Origin of the sequence: Bradyrhizobium sp. STM 3843 (assembly GCF_000239815.1) — a bacterium.
GTDB lineage: Bacteria > Pseudomonadota > Alphaproteobacteria > Rhizobiales > Xanthobacteraceae > Bradyrhizobium.
The window spans coordinates 1-16757 of record NZ_CAFK01000253.1 but is presented as its reverse complement, the minus strand read 5'-3'; the positions used below and the strand labels follow the sequence as shown (position 1 = coordinate 16757).

At 64.9% G+C, this 16757-nt stretch carries 13 protein-coding genes; 7 read left to right on the top strand and 6 right to left on the bottom strand.

Annotation, left to right across the window (positions count from 1 at the left end):
• Positions 1–3: 3 nt before the first annotated feature.
• Positions 4–2265, bottom strand: a complete 2262-nt coding sequence (locus BRAS3843_RS25700) for a hypothetical protein (protein ID WP_008972014.1) — start codon at positions 2263–2265, stop codon at positions 4–6.
• 436 nt (positions 2266–2701) lie between these two features.
• Positions 2702–3325, bottom strand: coding sequence for a bifunctional nicotinamidase/pyrazinamidase (pncA, locus tag BRAS3843_RS25695; RefSeq protein ID WP_035982759.1), 624 nt, complete (start codon positions 3323–3325; stop codon positions 2702–2704).
• Positions 3326–3500: 175 nt separating this feature from the next.
• Here pncA and BRAS3843_RS25690 point away from each other — a divergent pair, with 175 nt between their 5' ends.
• Positions 3501–6122 (top strand): spermidine synthase, encoded by a 2622-nt coding sequence (locus BRAS3843_RS25690; RefSeq protein ID WP_008972012.1) that lies wholly within the window; start codon positions 3501–3503, stop codon positions 6120–6122.
• Between the two features lie 12 nt (positions 6123–6134).
• Here the strand turns inward: BRAS3843_RS25690 and BRAS3843_RS25685 are convergent, their stop codons facing one another.
• The 3 genes from BRAS3843_RS25685 to BRAS3843_RS25675 form a co-directional block, all read right to left on the bottom strand.
• Complete coding sequence (locus BRAS3843_RS25685) at positions 6135–6758, bottom strand: 2OG-Fe(II) oxygenase family protein (RefSeq protein WP_008972011.1); 624 nt, start codon at positions 6756–6758, stop codon at positions 6135–6137.
• 88 nt (positions 6759–6846) lie between these two features.
• Positions 6847–7302, bottom strand: coding sequence for a hypothetical protein (locus BRAS3843_RS42595; protein ID WP_347379589.1), 456 nt, complete (start codon positions 7300–7302; stop codon positions 6847–6849).
• Complete coding sequence (locus tag BRAS3843_RS25675; RefSeq protein ID WP_008972009.1) at positions 7303–9321, bottom strand: hypothetical protein; 2019 nt, start codon at positions 9319–9321, stop codon at positions 7303–7305.
• Positions 9322–9604: 283 nt separating this feature from the next.
• On the opposite strand from BRAS3843_RS25675, the gene BRAS3843_RS25670 reads away from it, so the two are divergent.
• The 5 genes from BRAS3843_RS25670 to BRAS3843_RS25650 all read left to right on the top strand — a co-directional run bounded on the left by BRAS3843_RS25670 (position 9605) and on the right by BRAS3843_RS25650 (position 13099).
• On the top strand, positions 9605–10501 hold the full coding sequence (locus BRAS3843_RS25670) for a peptidylprolyl isomerase (RefSeq protein ID WP_139024971.1): 897 nt from the start codon (positions 9605–9607) through the stop codon (positions 10499–10501).
• A complete protein-coding gene (locus BRAS3843_RS25665) occupies positions 10498–11475 on the top strand; it encodes a HupE/UreJ family protein (protein ID WP_008972007.1) in 978 nt (325 codons plus the stop codon). Before BRAS3843_RS25670 ends, BRAS3843_RS25665 begins: the two co-directional genes overlap by 4 nt.
• 14 nt (positions 11476–11489) lie before the next feature.
• The gene (locus tag BRAS3843_RS25660) at positions 11490–12095 is read left to right on the top strand and encodes a HupE/UreJ family protein (protein WP_008972006.1); all 606 of its coding nucleotides are present in this window, start codon (positions 11490–11492) and stop codon (positions 12093–12095) included.
• Complete coding sequence (locus BRAS3843_RS25655; protein WP_008972005.1) at positions 12092–12736, top strand: HupE/UreJ family protein; 645 nt, start codon at positions 12092–12094, stop codon at positions 12734–12736. The genes BRAS3843_RS25660 and BRAS3843_RS25655 overlap by 4 nt, the downstream gene beginning before the upstream one ends.
• Positions 12737–12907: 171 nt before the next feature.
• Complete coding sequence (locus BRAS3843_RS25650; RefSeq protein ID WP_008972004.1) at positions 12908–13099, top strand: hypothetical protein; 192 nt, start codon at positions 12908–12910, stop codon at positions 13097–13099.
• 73 nt (positions 13100–13172) lie between these two features.
• On the opposite strand, the gene BRAS3843_RS25645 is transcribed toward BRAS3843_RS25650, so the two are convergent.
• Positions 13173–14729: an aldehyde dehydrogenase family protein gene (locus tag BRAS3843_RS25645; RefSeq protein ID WP_008972003.1), complete on the bottom strand. Its 1557-nt coding sequence runs from the start codon at positions 14727–14729 to the stop codon at positions 13173–13175.
• A gap of 184 nt (positions 14730–14913) precedes the next feature.
• On the opposite strand from BRAS3843_RS25645, the gene BRAS3843_RS25640 reads away from it, so the two are divergent.
• Positions 14914–16512, top strand: coding sequence for a glycosyl hydrolase family 28 protein (locus BRAS3843_RS25640; RefSeq protein ID WP_008972002.1), 1599 nt, complete (start codon positions 14914–14916; stop codon positions 16510–16512).
• Positions 16513–16757: the final 245 nt, after the last annotated feature.

Genomic DNA, 16757 nt, shown 5'->3' with positions numbered 1-16757 from the left:
GCTCTATTGCAGGACCGTGATTGCGCGTCCTCCATCGTCTCGCGACAGCGAGATGTTGGGCAGGCCGGGTGGACTGCGCGTTGGGTTCGTCGCGGACATGCCGACCGTCACGCCGGGCTCTTGGTTTTGTCCGAGCGCGACCGTCGTGAGCGCCGCCGGCCCGCCGGCCGCCTCGAAAGCCTCGATCGTCATCACGCCAGAGCTGAGGGAGAGCGATCCTCCGGCAATCCACACTTTCCAGTAGATCGTGTGGTCGCCAGCCGGGAGATCGATGGCGAACTTGGTCTCCATCGCCGCCCACTGGTTGGCGGCTGGCAGGCTGAAGCTGCGATAGGAGTCGGTCCAGACGACATTCGGCTGCGCGCCGTTGTAGACGCCGCTCTCGAACTGAACCGGTCCGGTGCTGCTGGCACTGGTATCAGCCGAGATGTGGACCTGACCCGGCTTGTCCAAATGAATGGTCGCCTGCAGGATATTGCTGTTCGCATTGACGGTCTTCACCGGCGTCCATGGGAACGAAGCCGATGCGCCAACCGATGGTCCACCGACAGGGGGATCGGCCGGCCGCGGAATCTTGCGGGAGTCTGCCGCGTTCGCGATGGCACGGAAATGCGGCGTTCCATTCGCGAGGTTGCCGTCGTTGTCGTCGACGATAAAGCTCAGGCGAACGGCGTCGGCGACATCAGCCGGATTGGCGGCAGCTGCGCCGAGCACGAGGCGTGCTGCGATGGCATAGGCCTCATCATCCGAAAACGTCTGCTTGAGCTGCTGCACGAGCTCCCAGGTAAAGCCCGCATAGGGCCGGCCGACCACGTGCGGGTCAGGACTTGCGGCAGGCCACAGCACGACGTCGCTCGCCGGCCTGAGGCAGGTGCCCGGTCCGAAGAAGTCGCGGCCGACGCAGGGTTGACGCGTCGCAAGCACCGCCAGGGAATCGCCGAAGCCCTCGCTGTAGCCGGCGTGCACGATCCCGCCCTTTGCGGCATCGATTCCATGACCATACTCGTGCATCACGACGTCCGAATACGCCGTGTTCGGGCAGTTGTTGCCGGCCTTGAAGAAGTTGAGCGATGACCCGTTCCAGAAGGCGTTACAACTATTGTTGATGTTGGTGAGCACCGGCAGATTGGCGAGATCGGTCGGAGCGAGGATGTTGTGGGCGAGATCGCGGGCGAAATTCGCCCAGTAGAATGCGGATGTCTGAGCAAGCTGGTCATCTCCGCCGGCACCGAAATTAAGATTGACCGACGAGCTCGCTGGTCCGCTCTGTGCCGTCTCCATGCTGGGGCTGGACTGATTGTTGATGACAAAGAACGGTCCACGCAGCTTCGCGCGAATTTCGGTACTGGGAGCGGCGGTCGAATATCCGTAGCGTCCATCGGCTCCTGTGATCTGCGTGACGCCGTCGGATTGACGCGAGACCTCAAGCTCCTCCAAGGCGCGGTTCGCGGTCGTCGGCGACGGGCTCGTGGCCCAGATATTACCGGTCACGATGCCGCTTTGCGTGTGATAGACTTCGCTTTCCCAGTTCAGCACACGCGGTTCACCAACCGCAGCGACCCAGTATTTGCGCACATTGGCGTCACCGGGCGCGCCGGAGCTGAGTGTGAATGTCCAGCTCAGATTTCCCTTCTGCTGATCGTCGACCCAGATCTGCAGTTCGGGCCGCGGGTCGGGCCCCCCGAAGGCGGCGCCGGCATCTCGGCGTGCCGCCTGCACCGCAGCGGCTGGTGCGACCGTCGGCTGCGTGGCATCGAATGTGTTCGGCATGCCGCGCTTGCGCGTCACCAGAACACGGCCATCACCCGCGACGACAGTGAGATAGTCGCTTCCTTTCGACAAGGGCACGCCATGGTAAGCCAACGGAAACACCGTGATGAATTTTTCCGTTGCAGCCGCGGCAGCGGCGGTCGGGTTCGCCCCGGGCGCCACACTCGCCTGCCGGTCGGCGGCGCCGATATGGCTCGCCGTCGCCGGCAGCAGTGAATAGCCGTCCGGAAGATCGGTCTGCACCGCGGCGGCAGACGCAAATCCTGCAGCCGCGGCGCGCACCGCGGCCGACGCCGCCGGCAACGCGACCGACTGATTGACCGACGCATATTGCGCCTGCAACCTGCTTCCATCGGGATAGCGATTGTCGGCGGGCGCCGCTGCCAGCGGGCTTGCGGGCACTTGCTGCGCGGAAGCCGGGACGACGGTCGTAGCGACGGCCGAAATCATTCCAAGGACCTTGACTGAGTCCCACATCAGATCACGTGGACACATTTTTGGTCTCCCTCCGTGGATTTGGATTCGCATCGAGCATGGGCGCGACGGGCCTCGCTGACGGATTCCCAAACGTCAGGCGACCGAGAGAACCTTGAAGTCCTATCGATGTCGGAAGCGCTTGGAGTCCGACGGCGACGCTCTCGCGGATGCTCCAATAAACAGACCACTCAAGGTTGTCCTATGAACAGCTTCACAAGTTCGGCGTATTTGTCCCTGTCAGCCAACAACACCCAGATGTGGGTTGTGCAAAGCCCATTGCATTTTCATTTGCGACTTGAGGTAGAAAGCGCCCCACTACCCTGATGCGGCCTCGCAAGCTGGGGCCGGACTGCGTCATTGCGCCGCGCTTTCTTCTGTGTGCGCCGTCCAAGCAATGCGCAGCCTGGTAAGGGGGTTCCGCATCGGCGCGGTTGCTGATCTCCGAATGTCCCGCTTACGGGAGATCCGCAATCCGCTGCACGCCGGCCTCGGCCATCTCGGCATGAGCGCGCGCCAGCGAACCTCCGAGATCGATCGCCCGGCAGCCGGCGTCGATCACGACGGCTTCGAAGCCGAGCTGCCGCGCATCCATTGCCGAATAGTGCACGCAGAAATCGGTGGCGAGCCCGACCAGGAATACGCGCGTCAGCCCCCGCTCGCGCAAATAGCCGGCAAGGCCTGTCGGTGTGGTCTTGTCGTTCTCATAGAACGCCGAGTAGGAATCGATCGCCCGGCGAAAGCCCTTTCGGATGATCAGCTGTGCCTTGTCGGTCTCGAGACCCGGATGGAACGCCGCACCCGGCGTACCTTGCACGCAGTGGTCCGGCCACAGGGTCTGCGGGCCATACGCCATGGTCGCCGTCTGGAATGGCTCGGCATCTGGATGGCTCGAGGCAAACGAGCTATGGCCGGCAGGATGCCAGTCCTGCGTCAGCGCCACCTGGTCGAATTTCGCAGCAAACCGGTTGACGATGGGCACCACCGCATCGCCATCGCCGACGGCGAGCGCGCCCCCGGGGCAGAAATCATTCTGCACATCGATAATGAGCAGCAGGTCTTCACTTGGCCGTATCTGCATCAAGTCCAATGTCCGCGTTACCCGACATCCGGCTGGTAGCATGGCGTCCTGCCGGCCTGATCTCAAGCGGGACCGCTTAATATTTCTGTCAAGTGGCGGTCATAAGACACTGCTGCACGACACGGGATGCGCCGCAGGCCGCAGCGTGCCGCTGTGAGCCCACCAAAGCATCGCGATGACCACCATCTCCTCTGATACCGACCGCAACTCGGCAGCGCCGCAGAGCATCACAGCGACTGGGCTCGCCACTGAGGCATCGGCGCGACACACAAGTCCGGCAAGCTGGGCGCTGATCCCGATCGTCACGGCCTCGGGCTTTGCGGGGCTCGGCTATGAGATCGTGTGGACGCGGCAGCTCAGCCTTGCGCTTGGCACCGAGATGATGGCCGTGCTCGGCTCCGTCGCAGGCTTTTTCGCCGGACTTGCGCTCGGCGCCTTCGCGCTCGATGGATTGATCCGCCGCACCCGCTCGCCTGCGCGGGTCTATGCCGCACTGGAAACCGTCATCGGACTATGGGGCGTGGTCGCGGTCTGGCTGTTGCCGGCCGCAGGCCGCACCCTCGCCCCGCTGCTCGGCACCGAGCCGGCGCCGGTGCTGCTGTGGGCCACGAGCTTCGCACTGCCGACGCTGGCGCTGCTGCCTGCGACCATCGCGATGGGTGGCACGCTTGCCGTGCTGGAGCGGATCACGCGCGAATGGCGCGGTGCGAGCCGCGTCAGTGCCGGCGTCTACGGCGCCAACACCGCGGGTGCGGTCGCCGGCACGCTGGCCTCCACCTTCCTGCTGATCCCTGCGCTCGGCTTCTCCGGCACCCTGCTTGCGCTCGCCTGCATCAATCTGCTCTGCGCGCTCGGCGCGCTTGCGCTCGGTCGGACCATGCGGTCGACCAAGCCAGACGTCGAGAATTTGCCGCGCACGATCGATAGCCCGCGGCTGACGCTCACGCTGTTTGCCACCGGCTTTCTTGGTATTGCCTTCGAGATGCTGGTGGTGCGCCTTGCAGCCCAGGTGCTCGAGGATACGGTCTTCACCTTCGCCGGCCTGCTTGCGGCCTACCTGCTGGGCACCGCTGCAGGCGGTCTGATCTGGCAACGAATGCCCAGCCGCGCGCGCGAGAGCGGAGAAGGCTGGCTGCTGGGCGGGACGGCGTTGGCCTGTCTGGCCACGGCATTCCTCGTGCCCGCAATCCCTGACATGGCCGAGTTCGCGCGGGAGGCCGGCATCATCGGTGAACTTGCGGTGGCGATGGCGCTGTTCCTGGTGCCGTCGGCGGCGATGGGCGCGCTGTTCGGTCAGCTGGCTCAGCGCGTCCGCGATCAGCGCGGCTCGCTGGGCTGGGCGGTCGGCGTCAACGGCGCCGGTGCTGCGCTGGCACCGTTGGTCACAGCGCAAATCCTGATCCCTGGCTTCGGCGCCTGGACCGCTCTGTTGCCTGTCGCGCTCGCCTACCTGCTGCTTGTGCCGGTACGCCGGACCGCATTGGTGTGGTCTGCCGCCCCCTTGCTTGCGGCGCTCGTGCTCTGGCTCCGCCCGACTCCGCTGCTGACCCGCGTTCCCGCCGGCGGCTCGCTGCTCGCGATGCGCGAAGGACCCATGGCCACAGCAAGCGTCGTCGATGATGTCTCCGGCACGCGCTATCTCGAGATCAACGGCCATTTCCGGATGGGCGGCACCAGCTCGGCCCGCTCCGACTATCGCCAGGCGACACTGCCGCTGCTGCTGCACCCGGCCCCGAAGCGTGCGCTGTTTCTCGGCATCGGCACCGGCGCCACCGTGATCGGGGCCGCGCACATGCCTGATGTCAGCGTCCACGGCGTCGAGCTGTCGCGAGAGGTGGTCGAGCTGTTGCCCTATTTCGCCAATCCGGCCGCCAACGACCGCATGCCACCGATCACGGTCGCGGATGCGCGGCGCTATGTGGTTGCGGACCAGGCCTCTTACGACGTCATCGTTGCCGACCTGTTTCATCCGGCGCTCGACGGCAGCGGCGCGCTCTATACGACCGAGCATTTCGCGGCCGTGAAACGGCGGCTCGCGCCCGGCGGCATCTTCTGTCAATGGCTGCCGCTGTATCAGCTCGATCTGCCGTCCTTGCGCGCGATCATCCGAAGCTTTCTGGCGATTTATCCGAACGGATCAGCCTGGCTCAATCACTACAGCGTCCGCACCCCGATGCTGGCGCTGATCGGCCCCGTCGATGCGAGCGATCTCGATCTGAATGCGCTTGCCGCGCGGTTGCGCGCTCCCACCACGCGCGCCGTCGTGCAACCGCTGGGATTCGAGGCTCCGATCGACCTGCTCGGGCAGTATGTCGGTGGTCCGCATGCCCTCGCCGCCTTCGCCGGCGAAGGTCCGCGCAACACCGACGACTATCCGTTCGTGACCTTCGACGCGCGCCGCAATGTCGTCGCGCTGACCGCGCCGCCCTGGTCGCTGCTGCTGTCGGTGATCAGAACCATGCAGCCGGATCCAGCCGAACTGCTGACCCAACCTGACGCTCTCTCCGAACGGCTCCCTGCTTACTGGCGCGCCCGCGATCGATTTCTCGAGGCCGGCGCCGCGCTGCCGGGTGATCCCCGCGGCAAGGCGCTGATCGAGGCGGCCTCGCCCGGCCTGCTCGAGGCGCTGCGCGCGAGCCCTGAATTCGATCCTGCCTATGTGCCGCTGATGGGCATGGCGAAATCACTGCTCGGGTCCGACCGGGCTGCAGCACAACAGTTGCTGCAGGCGATCGCGGCGGCAGCGCCAGCGCGTCGTGAGGCCAGCGAGCTGCTGGCCCGTGAATTCGGCCGCTAACCCCCGTTGCGCCTAGGGAGCGAAGGTGACCCGATAGCCCCAGCAGTCGAGATGATCCGGGATCGCATTGAAGGCGATCGTGATCCGCTGCTCGCCCTGGTTTCGCGGCACCTCATGATAGAGATAGCTCGGGAACAGCACGAGGTCGCCCGGCTCCGCCTCCGGCAGCATGTACTTGCCGGCGTTGTATGGCCCGACGGCAGCGCCACGCGTATGGTGGCGGAACGAGAAATCATAGCCGCCCGGCGGGCGCACGAAGACGGTGTTGCTCGCGGGATGCGACGGCGTCAAATAGAACACGCCGGAGATGAAGCTGTTGGCATGGGCGTGCAAAGTCTGATTGCCGCCGGTCTCCAGCATGTTGGTCCACATCTCCTTGACGGTCCATTGCAGCTTCTCGCCGAACAGCAGCTCGCCAAAGTCCACCAGCTTCGGCACCGCGAGCTCCGCGATCGCTTGAAACAGGTTGTTGTTGCGGGGATCGGCGACCTGGGTGTGGAATAGCTGGCCCGAGCGCAGATTGGTCTCGATCTTGGCGCTGCGGATCGCCGCGACGGCCGCGTCCTTCAACTCTGCGCTCAAGAGACCAGGGGATCGCATCAGCGGAATCGGGAAAAGCGGCTCGATCGTATCCATGGCTCAAGGCATCCAGCGTGTCTGAAATCCGGCGGACAATGTGCCCAGGAGCATGACAGGCGAATGACAACGCGGCGCCGGCGCCTGTTCAGCGCGGCGGCAGCTCGTTGGCCTGCAGCACGTTGAGACGCTCACCGGGCTTCAGGGCGTGGCGGTGCTCGCGTAGTTCCACCGTGGCGCGCTCGACCGCCTCGAGACAATCGTCGAACTCGCCGTTCCCCGCTTCGACCAGCGCCTGATGCAGGTGGCGCTCGGCGAAATAGCGCGAGATATCATCCGCAGGAAAGGTTGCGGCCAGCCCCCTGGCCTCGGCAACAGCGGCCTCGCAAGCCTCACGCGTCGGCTCTTCGGCCGATGCCGGCCGCGCGCCGCCAATCAAGACCAGACTGCAAACGCCGGTGACGAGAAGACAAAACCCAAGACGATCAATTCGACTCAAAATATCCCCCAAGAGAGGAAGCACCGGTTGCAGAAACCGGTGCTTCGCATTCGTTGTCTTGACGGGACACCGAACACGGTGCCCGCCATTGAGGATGCGACTCAATCAGTCGTTCCAGGCCCAGTGACCCCAGTGACCCCAATGGCCCCAGTGATCCCAGTTGTTCCAGTGATTGTGCTCGAACGCCAGCTTGCGAGCGAGCTCCGCATTCTTCTCGACCAGAAGCTTCGGCGTGCCGAAAGGCCGCACGAAGATCGGGTTCGCGTAGAACCAGAGGTTCGAGTAGGCCTGGACGTCGTAGGTCACCTTCTTGACGCCATTGACCACATCGAGATGTGCCGGGCAGGCCGCATCGGTGCAGCTGACGTTGGCGTTGTTGAGGTCCAGCAGCGGGTTGCCGGCGCTGTCCGTCACGTTCGGCGTGGCAACCGGAATATTGGTGCCGCGCGCGCGGATGTAGAACGGCGTCTTGGTCGCAGTGAAGGTGGTCGTGAAGCTCAGCCGGACGGACCCGTCCTTCTGCTTCTCGCTCTTCATCTTGGTGGCATTGATCTGCTTGGCGATCTTGGCCGACGTGTTGTAGACGATCGCCGCACCGGCAGTGCCGGCGGCGTTCGCCACCGCATAGCCCGGAGCGCCCGGCTGGATCACGCCGGTAATGTCGCTGGTGATCAGGTCGACGTGGTCAAGCGACGGCTTGTTCAGCGGCTGGTTGATACCGACCTGCGCCAACAGCGGGTTGTTGAAGCTGTAGGGGCTGTTGTTCTTGGCCGGGATCGTCAGCTGCATCTCGACCACGATCTTCTCGCCCGGATAGACTTCGAGCGTTTCGCCCATGGTCTTCCAGTCGAAATCCCACTCGCCCTTGGCGCGGAACTTCAGGTCGGGTCCGATGATGTCGCCGTTGACCGAGTAGGAATTGCCCGAACGCATGCCGTCGATGATCGACTGCGCGCGGAAATCATCCTTGTTCGGCACGTAGAGCTTGGTGTACTCGCCGGGAATGAAGTCCGACGTCGTCGCGGCATCGCGCGCACCGAATGCACCGCGGTTATGCCAGTCGGAGCTGACATAGACGAAGGTGTTGCGGCCTTCGCCGAGCATGCCGTCCCACAGACCGCCGACCTTGGCGGTGTAGATGCCGGCCATGCCGTAGGTGCCGCCACCGACCGCGCCCGAGCCGTAAGATCCCGAGCCGCCGCTCTTCGACCCCTGGGCCATGTGGCCGGGCGATTCGATGCCGAACGCCACGGTCGGGCCGGCATTGTTGAAGTCGCGGAAGTGCTCGATGTTGTAGCCGGCAGTGCCGCTGGCATTGAACGGACCCTGGCGCTCGGTGTGCGTCGGAATCGCGTAGGAGGTCAGCGGATAATTCGCCTGCAGCCACTGGATACCGGCGACAGCCTTGCCGTGTCCTGCGGTACCGGAGTTGTTGACGTTGTCCTTGCCGGTCCAGATCTGGTTGTTGCTGGCGTCGACAGGGCCGATCGCGTCGGTGTCGGCGCGGTCGAAGCGGAATTCATATTCGGCCATCTTGTCGGCATTGCCGTAGCCGCGCGGATTCTGGCCCGAGATCACGGCCACGTCGGTGTGCTCGTGACCGGGGACGATCCACTCCAGACCTTCGACCAGCACCTTGTCGTACATCGAGGTGCGGTTGACGATGATTGGATATTCGACTTCCTTGATCGACTGCCAGCGCCACATCGTCTGACCGGTGCCGCTGCCGTTGGGCGTGCCCTTCAGGCTGGTGATGGTGATGCCGTCGATGGTCTGACCGAGCGTCTGGCTCCAGGTGGTCGTGGTGTCGCCCGGGATGTTCGCGCTGGTGTCGCTGAAGCGGCAGTCGCGGTTGCCGGAACCGCCGTGGTTGCCGAGCGTGAACCAGTCGAGATTGAAGTTGTTGCCGCCCGCAGCCGCCGTACCGGTACCCACCGAACGATCGATCGAGTAGCCCGCGGCAACCGAGCCGTCGGTGCAGGTATTGTGATTGTGCATATCGCCAGCGACATAGGGATTGCCCCTATGCTTTTCGCCGAACCGCTCGTCGGCGGTGGCGCCCTGCGTCAATGCCAGCGACACCGAGGCCGCTGTCAGCAGGATCTTCTTGGAAGACGGAACCATGTAGTTGCCCCTACAGAATTTTCACGAGTGCAAAAATACGAAAATGCCCACCGCTGACGCGGCGCGCCAATTTCTTCGCAGCTCGGACCAAATCAAATCTCGGAGACAGTTTGTTGAAGGTTTTATTAGGGATCACTGCTTTGGGGAAAAATGCACCGCCGCATCGGCGTGCGAAATTTTTGTGACAGCGCGGATTGCCGGGTGACAACAGTAAGTTGGCCGTTGCATATACGCGCCGCACTTGCTGTCCCGCAGAATTGTAAGAAGTATGGCTTCGCCCGCGATGTCGAACGCGACACACACTCTTGATATTGCCTCCGCAATTCCTTCCGACCACAGCAACAGCAAGCCGAGCGAGCGCGACGCGAGCAATGCACGCTCGCCGCTTTCCGCGCTGCGGAAGCTCGCTCGCGAGCCGCTCCTGCATTTCGCTGTACTGGGCGGCCTGATCTTCGCGGGAGACCGGATTCTTCATCCGCCCGCGAAAGACGACAAGGTGATCGTGGTCACCAAGGCGATGCGGCAATCCTTCATCGACAATTTCGACGAGGACAAGGAGCGCAAGCCGACCGAGGCCGACATCCAGAAGATGGTCGAGGCCTGGGTGGCGAGCGAGATTCTGTATCGCGAGGGCAAGGCGCTCGGCGTCGATCGTGGCGATGAGATGATCCGTGATCGCGTGGCGTTCAAGCTGCAACTCCTGATCTTCGACCAGGTTCGTGTGCCGCAGCCGACCGACGAGCAGCTCCAGACCTGGTTTGCAGAGAATCATGCCCGTTTCGACGCGCCGGAGCGTGTTGGCTTCTTTCTGACGCCCCCCACCGATCAGGCGACTGCGCAACAACAGCTCGAAGACATCCGCGCGCAGCGCGAAACCGAGGATTTGCGCGACCAGACCCGCGCCATTCTTGGCCGCCCGGTCGCAAGCCTCGCCGGCGCCTTCGGCCAGAGCTTCAGCGACGGGCTGTTGAAGCTGCCGCTCGGCGAATGGAGTCTCTTGCAGTCGAAGGACGGCTGGCACGTGGTGCGGCTCGATTCCCGCGAGCCGGGCACGCCCGCGAAATTCGAGGACGTGCGCGACGACGTCGCTAAGATGTGGCACACCGAAGAGACCCGCAAACAGGCGTGGGAAGCGGTGACCCGCCTCAAGGCCAACTACAAAGTGCGGTACGAGCAGTGATCGACCTCCGTTATCTGCGGATCGCGCTGCTGCTTGTCACGGCGCTGATCCTTCCTCGCGCCCTGTTCGCCCATGAGGCGACGCTGGGGGTGCTCGAGTTTCGTGAAGTGCGGCCCGGCGCCTTCATCGGGCTCTGGACCATGGAGCCCACGGTTGGGGCCGATCGCGTCGACCTCAAGGTCCCGCCGCATTGTTTTTTGCGTCTGCCGGAGCTGAACTGCGGCGAGAAGGGCCTGGTCGGCCAGATCACGATCGGCAATCTCGGCGCCGACATGTCGGCGGCGCTGATCAAGATCATTCCGCTCAAAGGCGAGCCGCGCAGCTACACGATCTCGACCGCCAACCCGGTCGTGACCGTGCTCGGCACCGATGCGCCGACGATCGATACCTGGCTCGAGCTGGCCAAGACCTATATCAACTACGGCATCGACCACATCCTGCTCGGCGCCGATCACCTGTTGTTCGTGTTGGGCCTGATCTGGATCGTGAACGGCGGCTGGCGGCTGGTGAAGACGATCACGGCCTTCACGGTCGGCCATTCGGCCTCGCTTGCGGCGACGGCTTTCGGCCTGATCGGCGTGCCGGAGCGCCCGCTCAATGCCTGCATCGCGCTCAGCATCGTCTTCGTCGGCGTCGAGATCGTGAAGCAGCAGCGCGGCGAGATCGGATGGACTGCGCGCTATCCCTGGGCTGTCGCTGTTACCTTCGGCCTTGTGCACGGCATCGGCTTTGCGAGCGCGCTCGCCGGCCTCGGGCTGGAGCGCCGCCTGCTGCCGCCGGCGCTGCTGTTCTTCAACGTCGGCGTCGAGATCGGCCAGCTCGCCTTCGTGCTCCTGGTGCTCGCATTGATCTGGGCGCATCGCCGGCTCGACGCGGTCCTGCCGCGCTGGGGCGAGGCGCTGCCCGCCTACGCCATCGGCTCGGTGGCGATGTTCTGGTTCATCGGCCGCCTCCTCATTGTTCTGTCCACATGACCCGCGATTGAACCATGTCATTGCGCTCTCTCCGCACCCTGCCGCTCGCCGCAGCCGCCATTCTGCTCTCGCAGCCGGCGCTTGCCCATGAACAGGCCGATGTCGGCGGCGGCCTTGCGGCCGGGCTCTTGCACCCGCTGACCGGCGCCGATCATCTGATCGCGATGGTCGCGGTCGGCATCTGGGGCGCGCAGCTCGGCGCGCCTGCGATCTGGGTGCTGCCGATCACCTTCCCGTTGGTGATGGCGTTCGGCGGTGTGCTCGGCATCCTGCACGTGCCGCTGCCGATGCCGGAGGTCGTGATCGCTCTGTCGGCGCTGGTGCTTGGCGGCGCGGTCGCGCTGCGGCTGAAGCTGCCCTTTGCCGCCGCTGCCGCGATCGTTGCGGTATTCGCGATCTTTCACGGTCACGCCCATGGCGCCGAGCTGCCCGGCTCCGCCAATCCGCTCGCCTATGGCATCGGCTTCGTCGTCGCCACCGGCCTGTTGCACCTCTGCGGGATCGTGATCGGCACCCTGACGCGCTGGCCGGCCGGTGAGCGCATCGTCCAGGGACTGGGCGCCATCATCGCATTGCTCGGCGGCTATTTCCTGCTTCATAGTTTGGGAGCCTCCGCATGAGGCGCACGCTCAAGCACGGCCTGATCGCCACCGCGTTGCTGCTCGCGCAGGCGCCTGCGGCCGAGGCCCACATCGTCGCGATCCGGCTTGGCGATTTCTATGCCGGCGCGCTGCACCCGTTCACCGATCTCCAGGACGTCCTGCTCTGGCTGGCCATGGGCCTGCTCGCGGGCTCGCTGGGCGCCGCACGCGGCCGCTGGCTGGTCGCGCTGTTTCCGCTCGGGCTGCTGGCCGGCCTGGCGCTGGGCGCAAGAGTTGGGACCATTGCGGCCAATCCCGCGATCGATGCTGTGATCGCGGTCGTGCTCGGCCTGCTTTTGGCCGCCGGTGCGCGCGTGCCGACCGTTTTGCTCTGCGTGATGGCTTTCGCGCTGGCCGCATTGCGGGGCGCCGCCAACGCCAGCGATCTCGCCCCCAACACCGACCGTCTGCTGTTCGCGGGCGGCCTCGCTTGCGCTGGCTACGCTGCGATCACCTTGATCATGGCGCTGACGCTCGCCTTCCGCGGGCCGCTCTCCGACAGCTCCAAGGATAGTTCGAAGGATACTTCGAAGGATTGGCGTGGCATCGCCTTGCGCGCGCTGGGCGGCTGGATTGCCGCGATCGGGCTGATGATGGCCGGGCTCGCCTTCGCGTCCTAGCAGAGGATCGTTTACCCGCTGCTCTGAATGCGACAGACGCAACACGGTCGCGGCCAGCCCGGGCTGCGGTGCAATCGCGATGAATTCGAGCACGCGTCCGTCCGCAATACTCACATAAGTGATTCCACAAGCCGATCTCTCTCCCTTAGCTTCGACCAGGGAGACGGAGCCTTGGCCAAGCCACCCGAACTGCCACGACGCAAGCTGTGCCCGACCTGCGGCAGGTCGCTTGCCGTGCGCGAACAGGCCGACGGACGAAAAGAGCTGACCTGTCCGACCTGCGATGGCCCCGATCCGCTGCACTCGCCGAGAGCGATCGGCTGGACCAATAGCTCGCTGCAGCCGCCGAAGCGGCCGGAATGAATCGCCCTGCAGCTCCCTCGCTCCCCCTGCTCCGCACAGCGATGCACCCTACCGATCCGAGCCCGCTCCGACCTCACGCGATGTCGAACCTCACTCCCTGCGCCAGCGGCAGCGTCCGGCCGTAATTCACGGTGTTGGTCGCGCGGCGCATATAGGCCTTCCATGCATCCGAGCCGGACTCGCGGCCGCCCCCGGTCTCCTTCTCGCCGCCGAAGGCCCCACCGATCTCGGCACCCGACGGGCCGATATTGACGTTGGCGATGCCGCAATCGGAGCCGCGCGCCGACAGAAAGATCTCCGCCTCGCGCAGATCGTTGGTGAAGATCGAGGACGACAGGCCTTGCGGCACCGCATTGTGCAGCTCGATCGCGGCGTCGAGATCGCGATAGGGAATCACATAGAGAATCGGCGCAAAGGTCTCCTGCGCGACCGGCCCGGCCTGCGTTGCGAGCTCCACCAGTGCCGGCCGCACATAATAGGCCTGCTCACAACCGCCGACCATGATGCGTTCGCCGCCGGACGCCAGGCCGCCCTCGCCGCGCGCTGCGGCCAGCGCCGCCTGCATCGCCTGATAGGCCCGCGCATCGATCAGCGGTCCCACCAGCGTGCCGTTCTCCAAGGGATTGCCAACCGCGACCGAGGCATAGGCCTGCTTGAGCCGCGGCATGAAGCGTTGATAAACGTCCTCGTGCAGGAACAGGCGACGCAAGGTCGTACAGCGCTGGCCGGCCGTGCCCATCGCGGCGAAGGCGACCGCACGCAAGGTCAGATCGAGATCGGCCGACGGTGCGACGATCGCGGCGTTGTTGCCACCGAGCTCGAGGATGGCGCGGGCGAAGCGGCCAGCGAGACGCGCGCCGACCACGTGCCCCATTGCGGTCGAACCGGTCGCGGAGACCAGCGGCACGCTGGCGTGATCGACCAGCACCGCGCCGGCGTCGCGGCCGCCAAGCAGCAGTGCCGATAGCCCCTCCGGCGCCTGCCCGCCCTGATCCCGATAGCGGACAATCGCCCGCGCCAGCAAGGCATCGGTTGCAAGCGCCGTCAGCGGCGTCTTCTCGGATGGCTTCCAGACAATGCTGTTGCCGCAGACCAGCGCCAGCGCCGCGTTCCAGGCCCATACCGCGACCGGAAAATTGAACGCCGAGATGATGCCGGTCACGCCGAGCGGATGCCAGGTCTCCATCATGCGATGTTCGGCACGCTCGGTCGCGATGGTGAGACCATAGAGCTGACGCGACAGCCCGACCGCGAAGTCGCAGATGTCGATCATTTCCTGGACCTCGCCGAGCCCCTCCGAGACGATCTTGCCGGCCTCGATCGAGACCAGCCGGCCGAGATCGGCCTTGTTGGCGCGCAGCTCCTCGCCGAGCAGGCGCACCAGCTCGCCGCGCTGTGGCGCCGGCACCAGCCGCCAGCGCAGAAAGGCCGCATGCGCCTGTTCGATCGCGGCGCGCGCCTCGGCGGCGCCGCTCTCATGCACATGCCCCAGCACCTCGCCCGTGATCGGTGAATGCGCCGCCAAGGTGCCGCCCACGATGGACTGAGGCGCGACGCCGAGCGCAGTCAGGATGCCTGCCGCCTCGCGCGCGAGATCGGGGACCAAAGATCGGGCTGACGTTTCGGACATGACAGACCTCCAAGCATAAGACCAAGCAGACGATGTGCTGCGGGAACCGGATCAATGCTGACATTGCACCGCTTCGATGCCGAAACAACATCGTTGGTGATCCCGCCCGCCCGATTTACCCCACCATTCGTTTCCGATAATTTTTCGCACAACCAAAAATAACTATTCACAACGGGAGGAAGTCATGGGCAAGCGGCGTCTGCAATGGATCCTGGCGTTCGGATGCGTCGCATCTCTCGCGGCGGTGGGGACCGCACGGGCCAACGACATCATGAACGATCGCGGCGGTCGCGACTACGGCGACCGCGATGATCGCTTCCGCCAGTGCGATCCGCACAGCTATGGCGCCGTGGGTGACGGCAAGACCGACAACGCCACCGCGATCCAGACCGCGATCGATCGCTGCGCCCGCTCCGGCGGCGGCATCGTCCGGATCAGCGGCGGCGGCACCTATATCACCGGGCCGATCGAGCTGAAGAGCCGGGTCTATCTGCGCATCGATGCGCCGACCGTGCTGAAGAACACCACCGACCACAGCCGCTACCAGCCGGCCTTCATCGGCTATCCCTTCCGCTTTGCCAATGATCCCACTGTGACCGGCACCGGCCCGACCCTGCCGGGCAAGCCCGAGGCGATGATATCGGCCGTCGACGTCGTCGAATCCGGCATCATTGGCGACGGCACCATCGACGGCTCCGGCGCCGACCCGGCGGCGGCCGCGACCAGCGACAATCCGAGCGCGCTGAGCTGGTGGCAGCTCGCCGCCAACGCCAAGACGCTGACCTCCTATCCCGGCTTTCCCGATATCCCGACCTCGAACGGCCTGCCGCGCCCCTGGCTGGTGGAGTTCTACAATTCCAAGCACATCCGCATCGAGGGCGTGCTGCTGACCAACTCGCCGATGTGGGACCTCGGCCTGCGCTACGACACCGACGTAATCGTCGAGGGCTTGCGCGTCTACAACAACGCCAATGATACGACCGGCGCGCCCAACACCGACGGCGTCGACCTGGTCGGCTCGACCGACGTGCGGCTGACCCATCTCGACATCGACACCGGCGACGACGATATCGCGATGAAGTCCGGCCTGCCCGGCATCGATCCTGCCGTTCCCGGCGTCCCGACCTTCGCCTACTACAAGCCACCCTATAATCTGCCGAAGCTCCCGCTGACCCACGTCCACATCGCGAATTCGACCTTCAAGCGCGGGCATGGCATGTCGGTCGGCAGCGAAACCGTCAATGGCGTCAGCCATATTCACGCCCATGACATCACCTTCCTCGGCACCGATAACGGCTTCCGCATCAAGACCGGACGCGACCGCGGCAACGATATCTCCGACATGAAGATCGAGCGGCTGACCATGACCGACGTGACGACGCCGATCTCGATCAGCGAATATTATCCGACCATCCCCAGCGCAACCCAGGGCGATCTGAGCCAGCCGCACATTCCGGCGACGCAGCCGCATGTGCATGACATCACGATCTCCGATCTCACCGCCACCAATCCGAAGACGGTGCGCAATGTCGTCACCACCGGCGGCCTCATTATCGGCCTGCCGGAATCGCCGGTGCTGAAGATCGCGCTGAACCGAGTGAGCATCACCTCGGCCAATGCGAGTGGCATCTTCATGCGGCTGCGCAACATCACTGGGCTGACCTGCAACGCCGTCACGCTGACGCCGCTCAATCCCGCCGCGCCGGCCAGCGGCCACATCTTCGACAACGAAGGCGGCCTCTCCGACCTCAACGGCTGTGACGTGCCGCCGGCCTCGATGTAGTGACCAAGAGCGAAAGTCCAACCTGGCGCCGCCTTCCAAGGCGGCGCTTGTCTTTGAGCACGCAACGTCGCGCCTGCGCATGCGACCTCTCGATTTGTGAATCTTTCAGACACCAAAACGAAAGGTCTGCGCCACGGCCGCCCACACCGCATCGATCTCGCGACGCACCCGGCGTCCGAGCTTTGCATCGATCTGAAGACCCTCCGCAACGAGGGCGCAGGGAAGACCGGGAGCTCGCCGCCCCC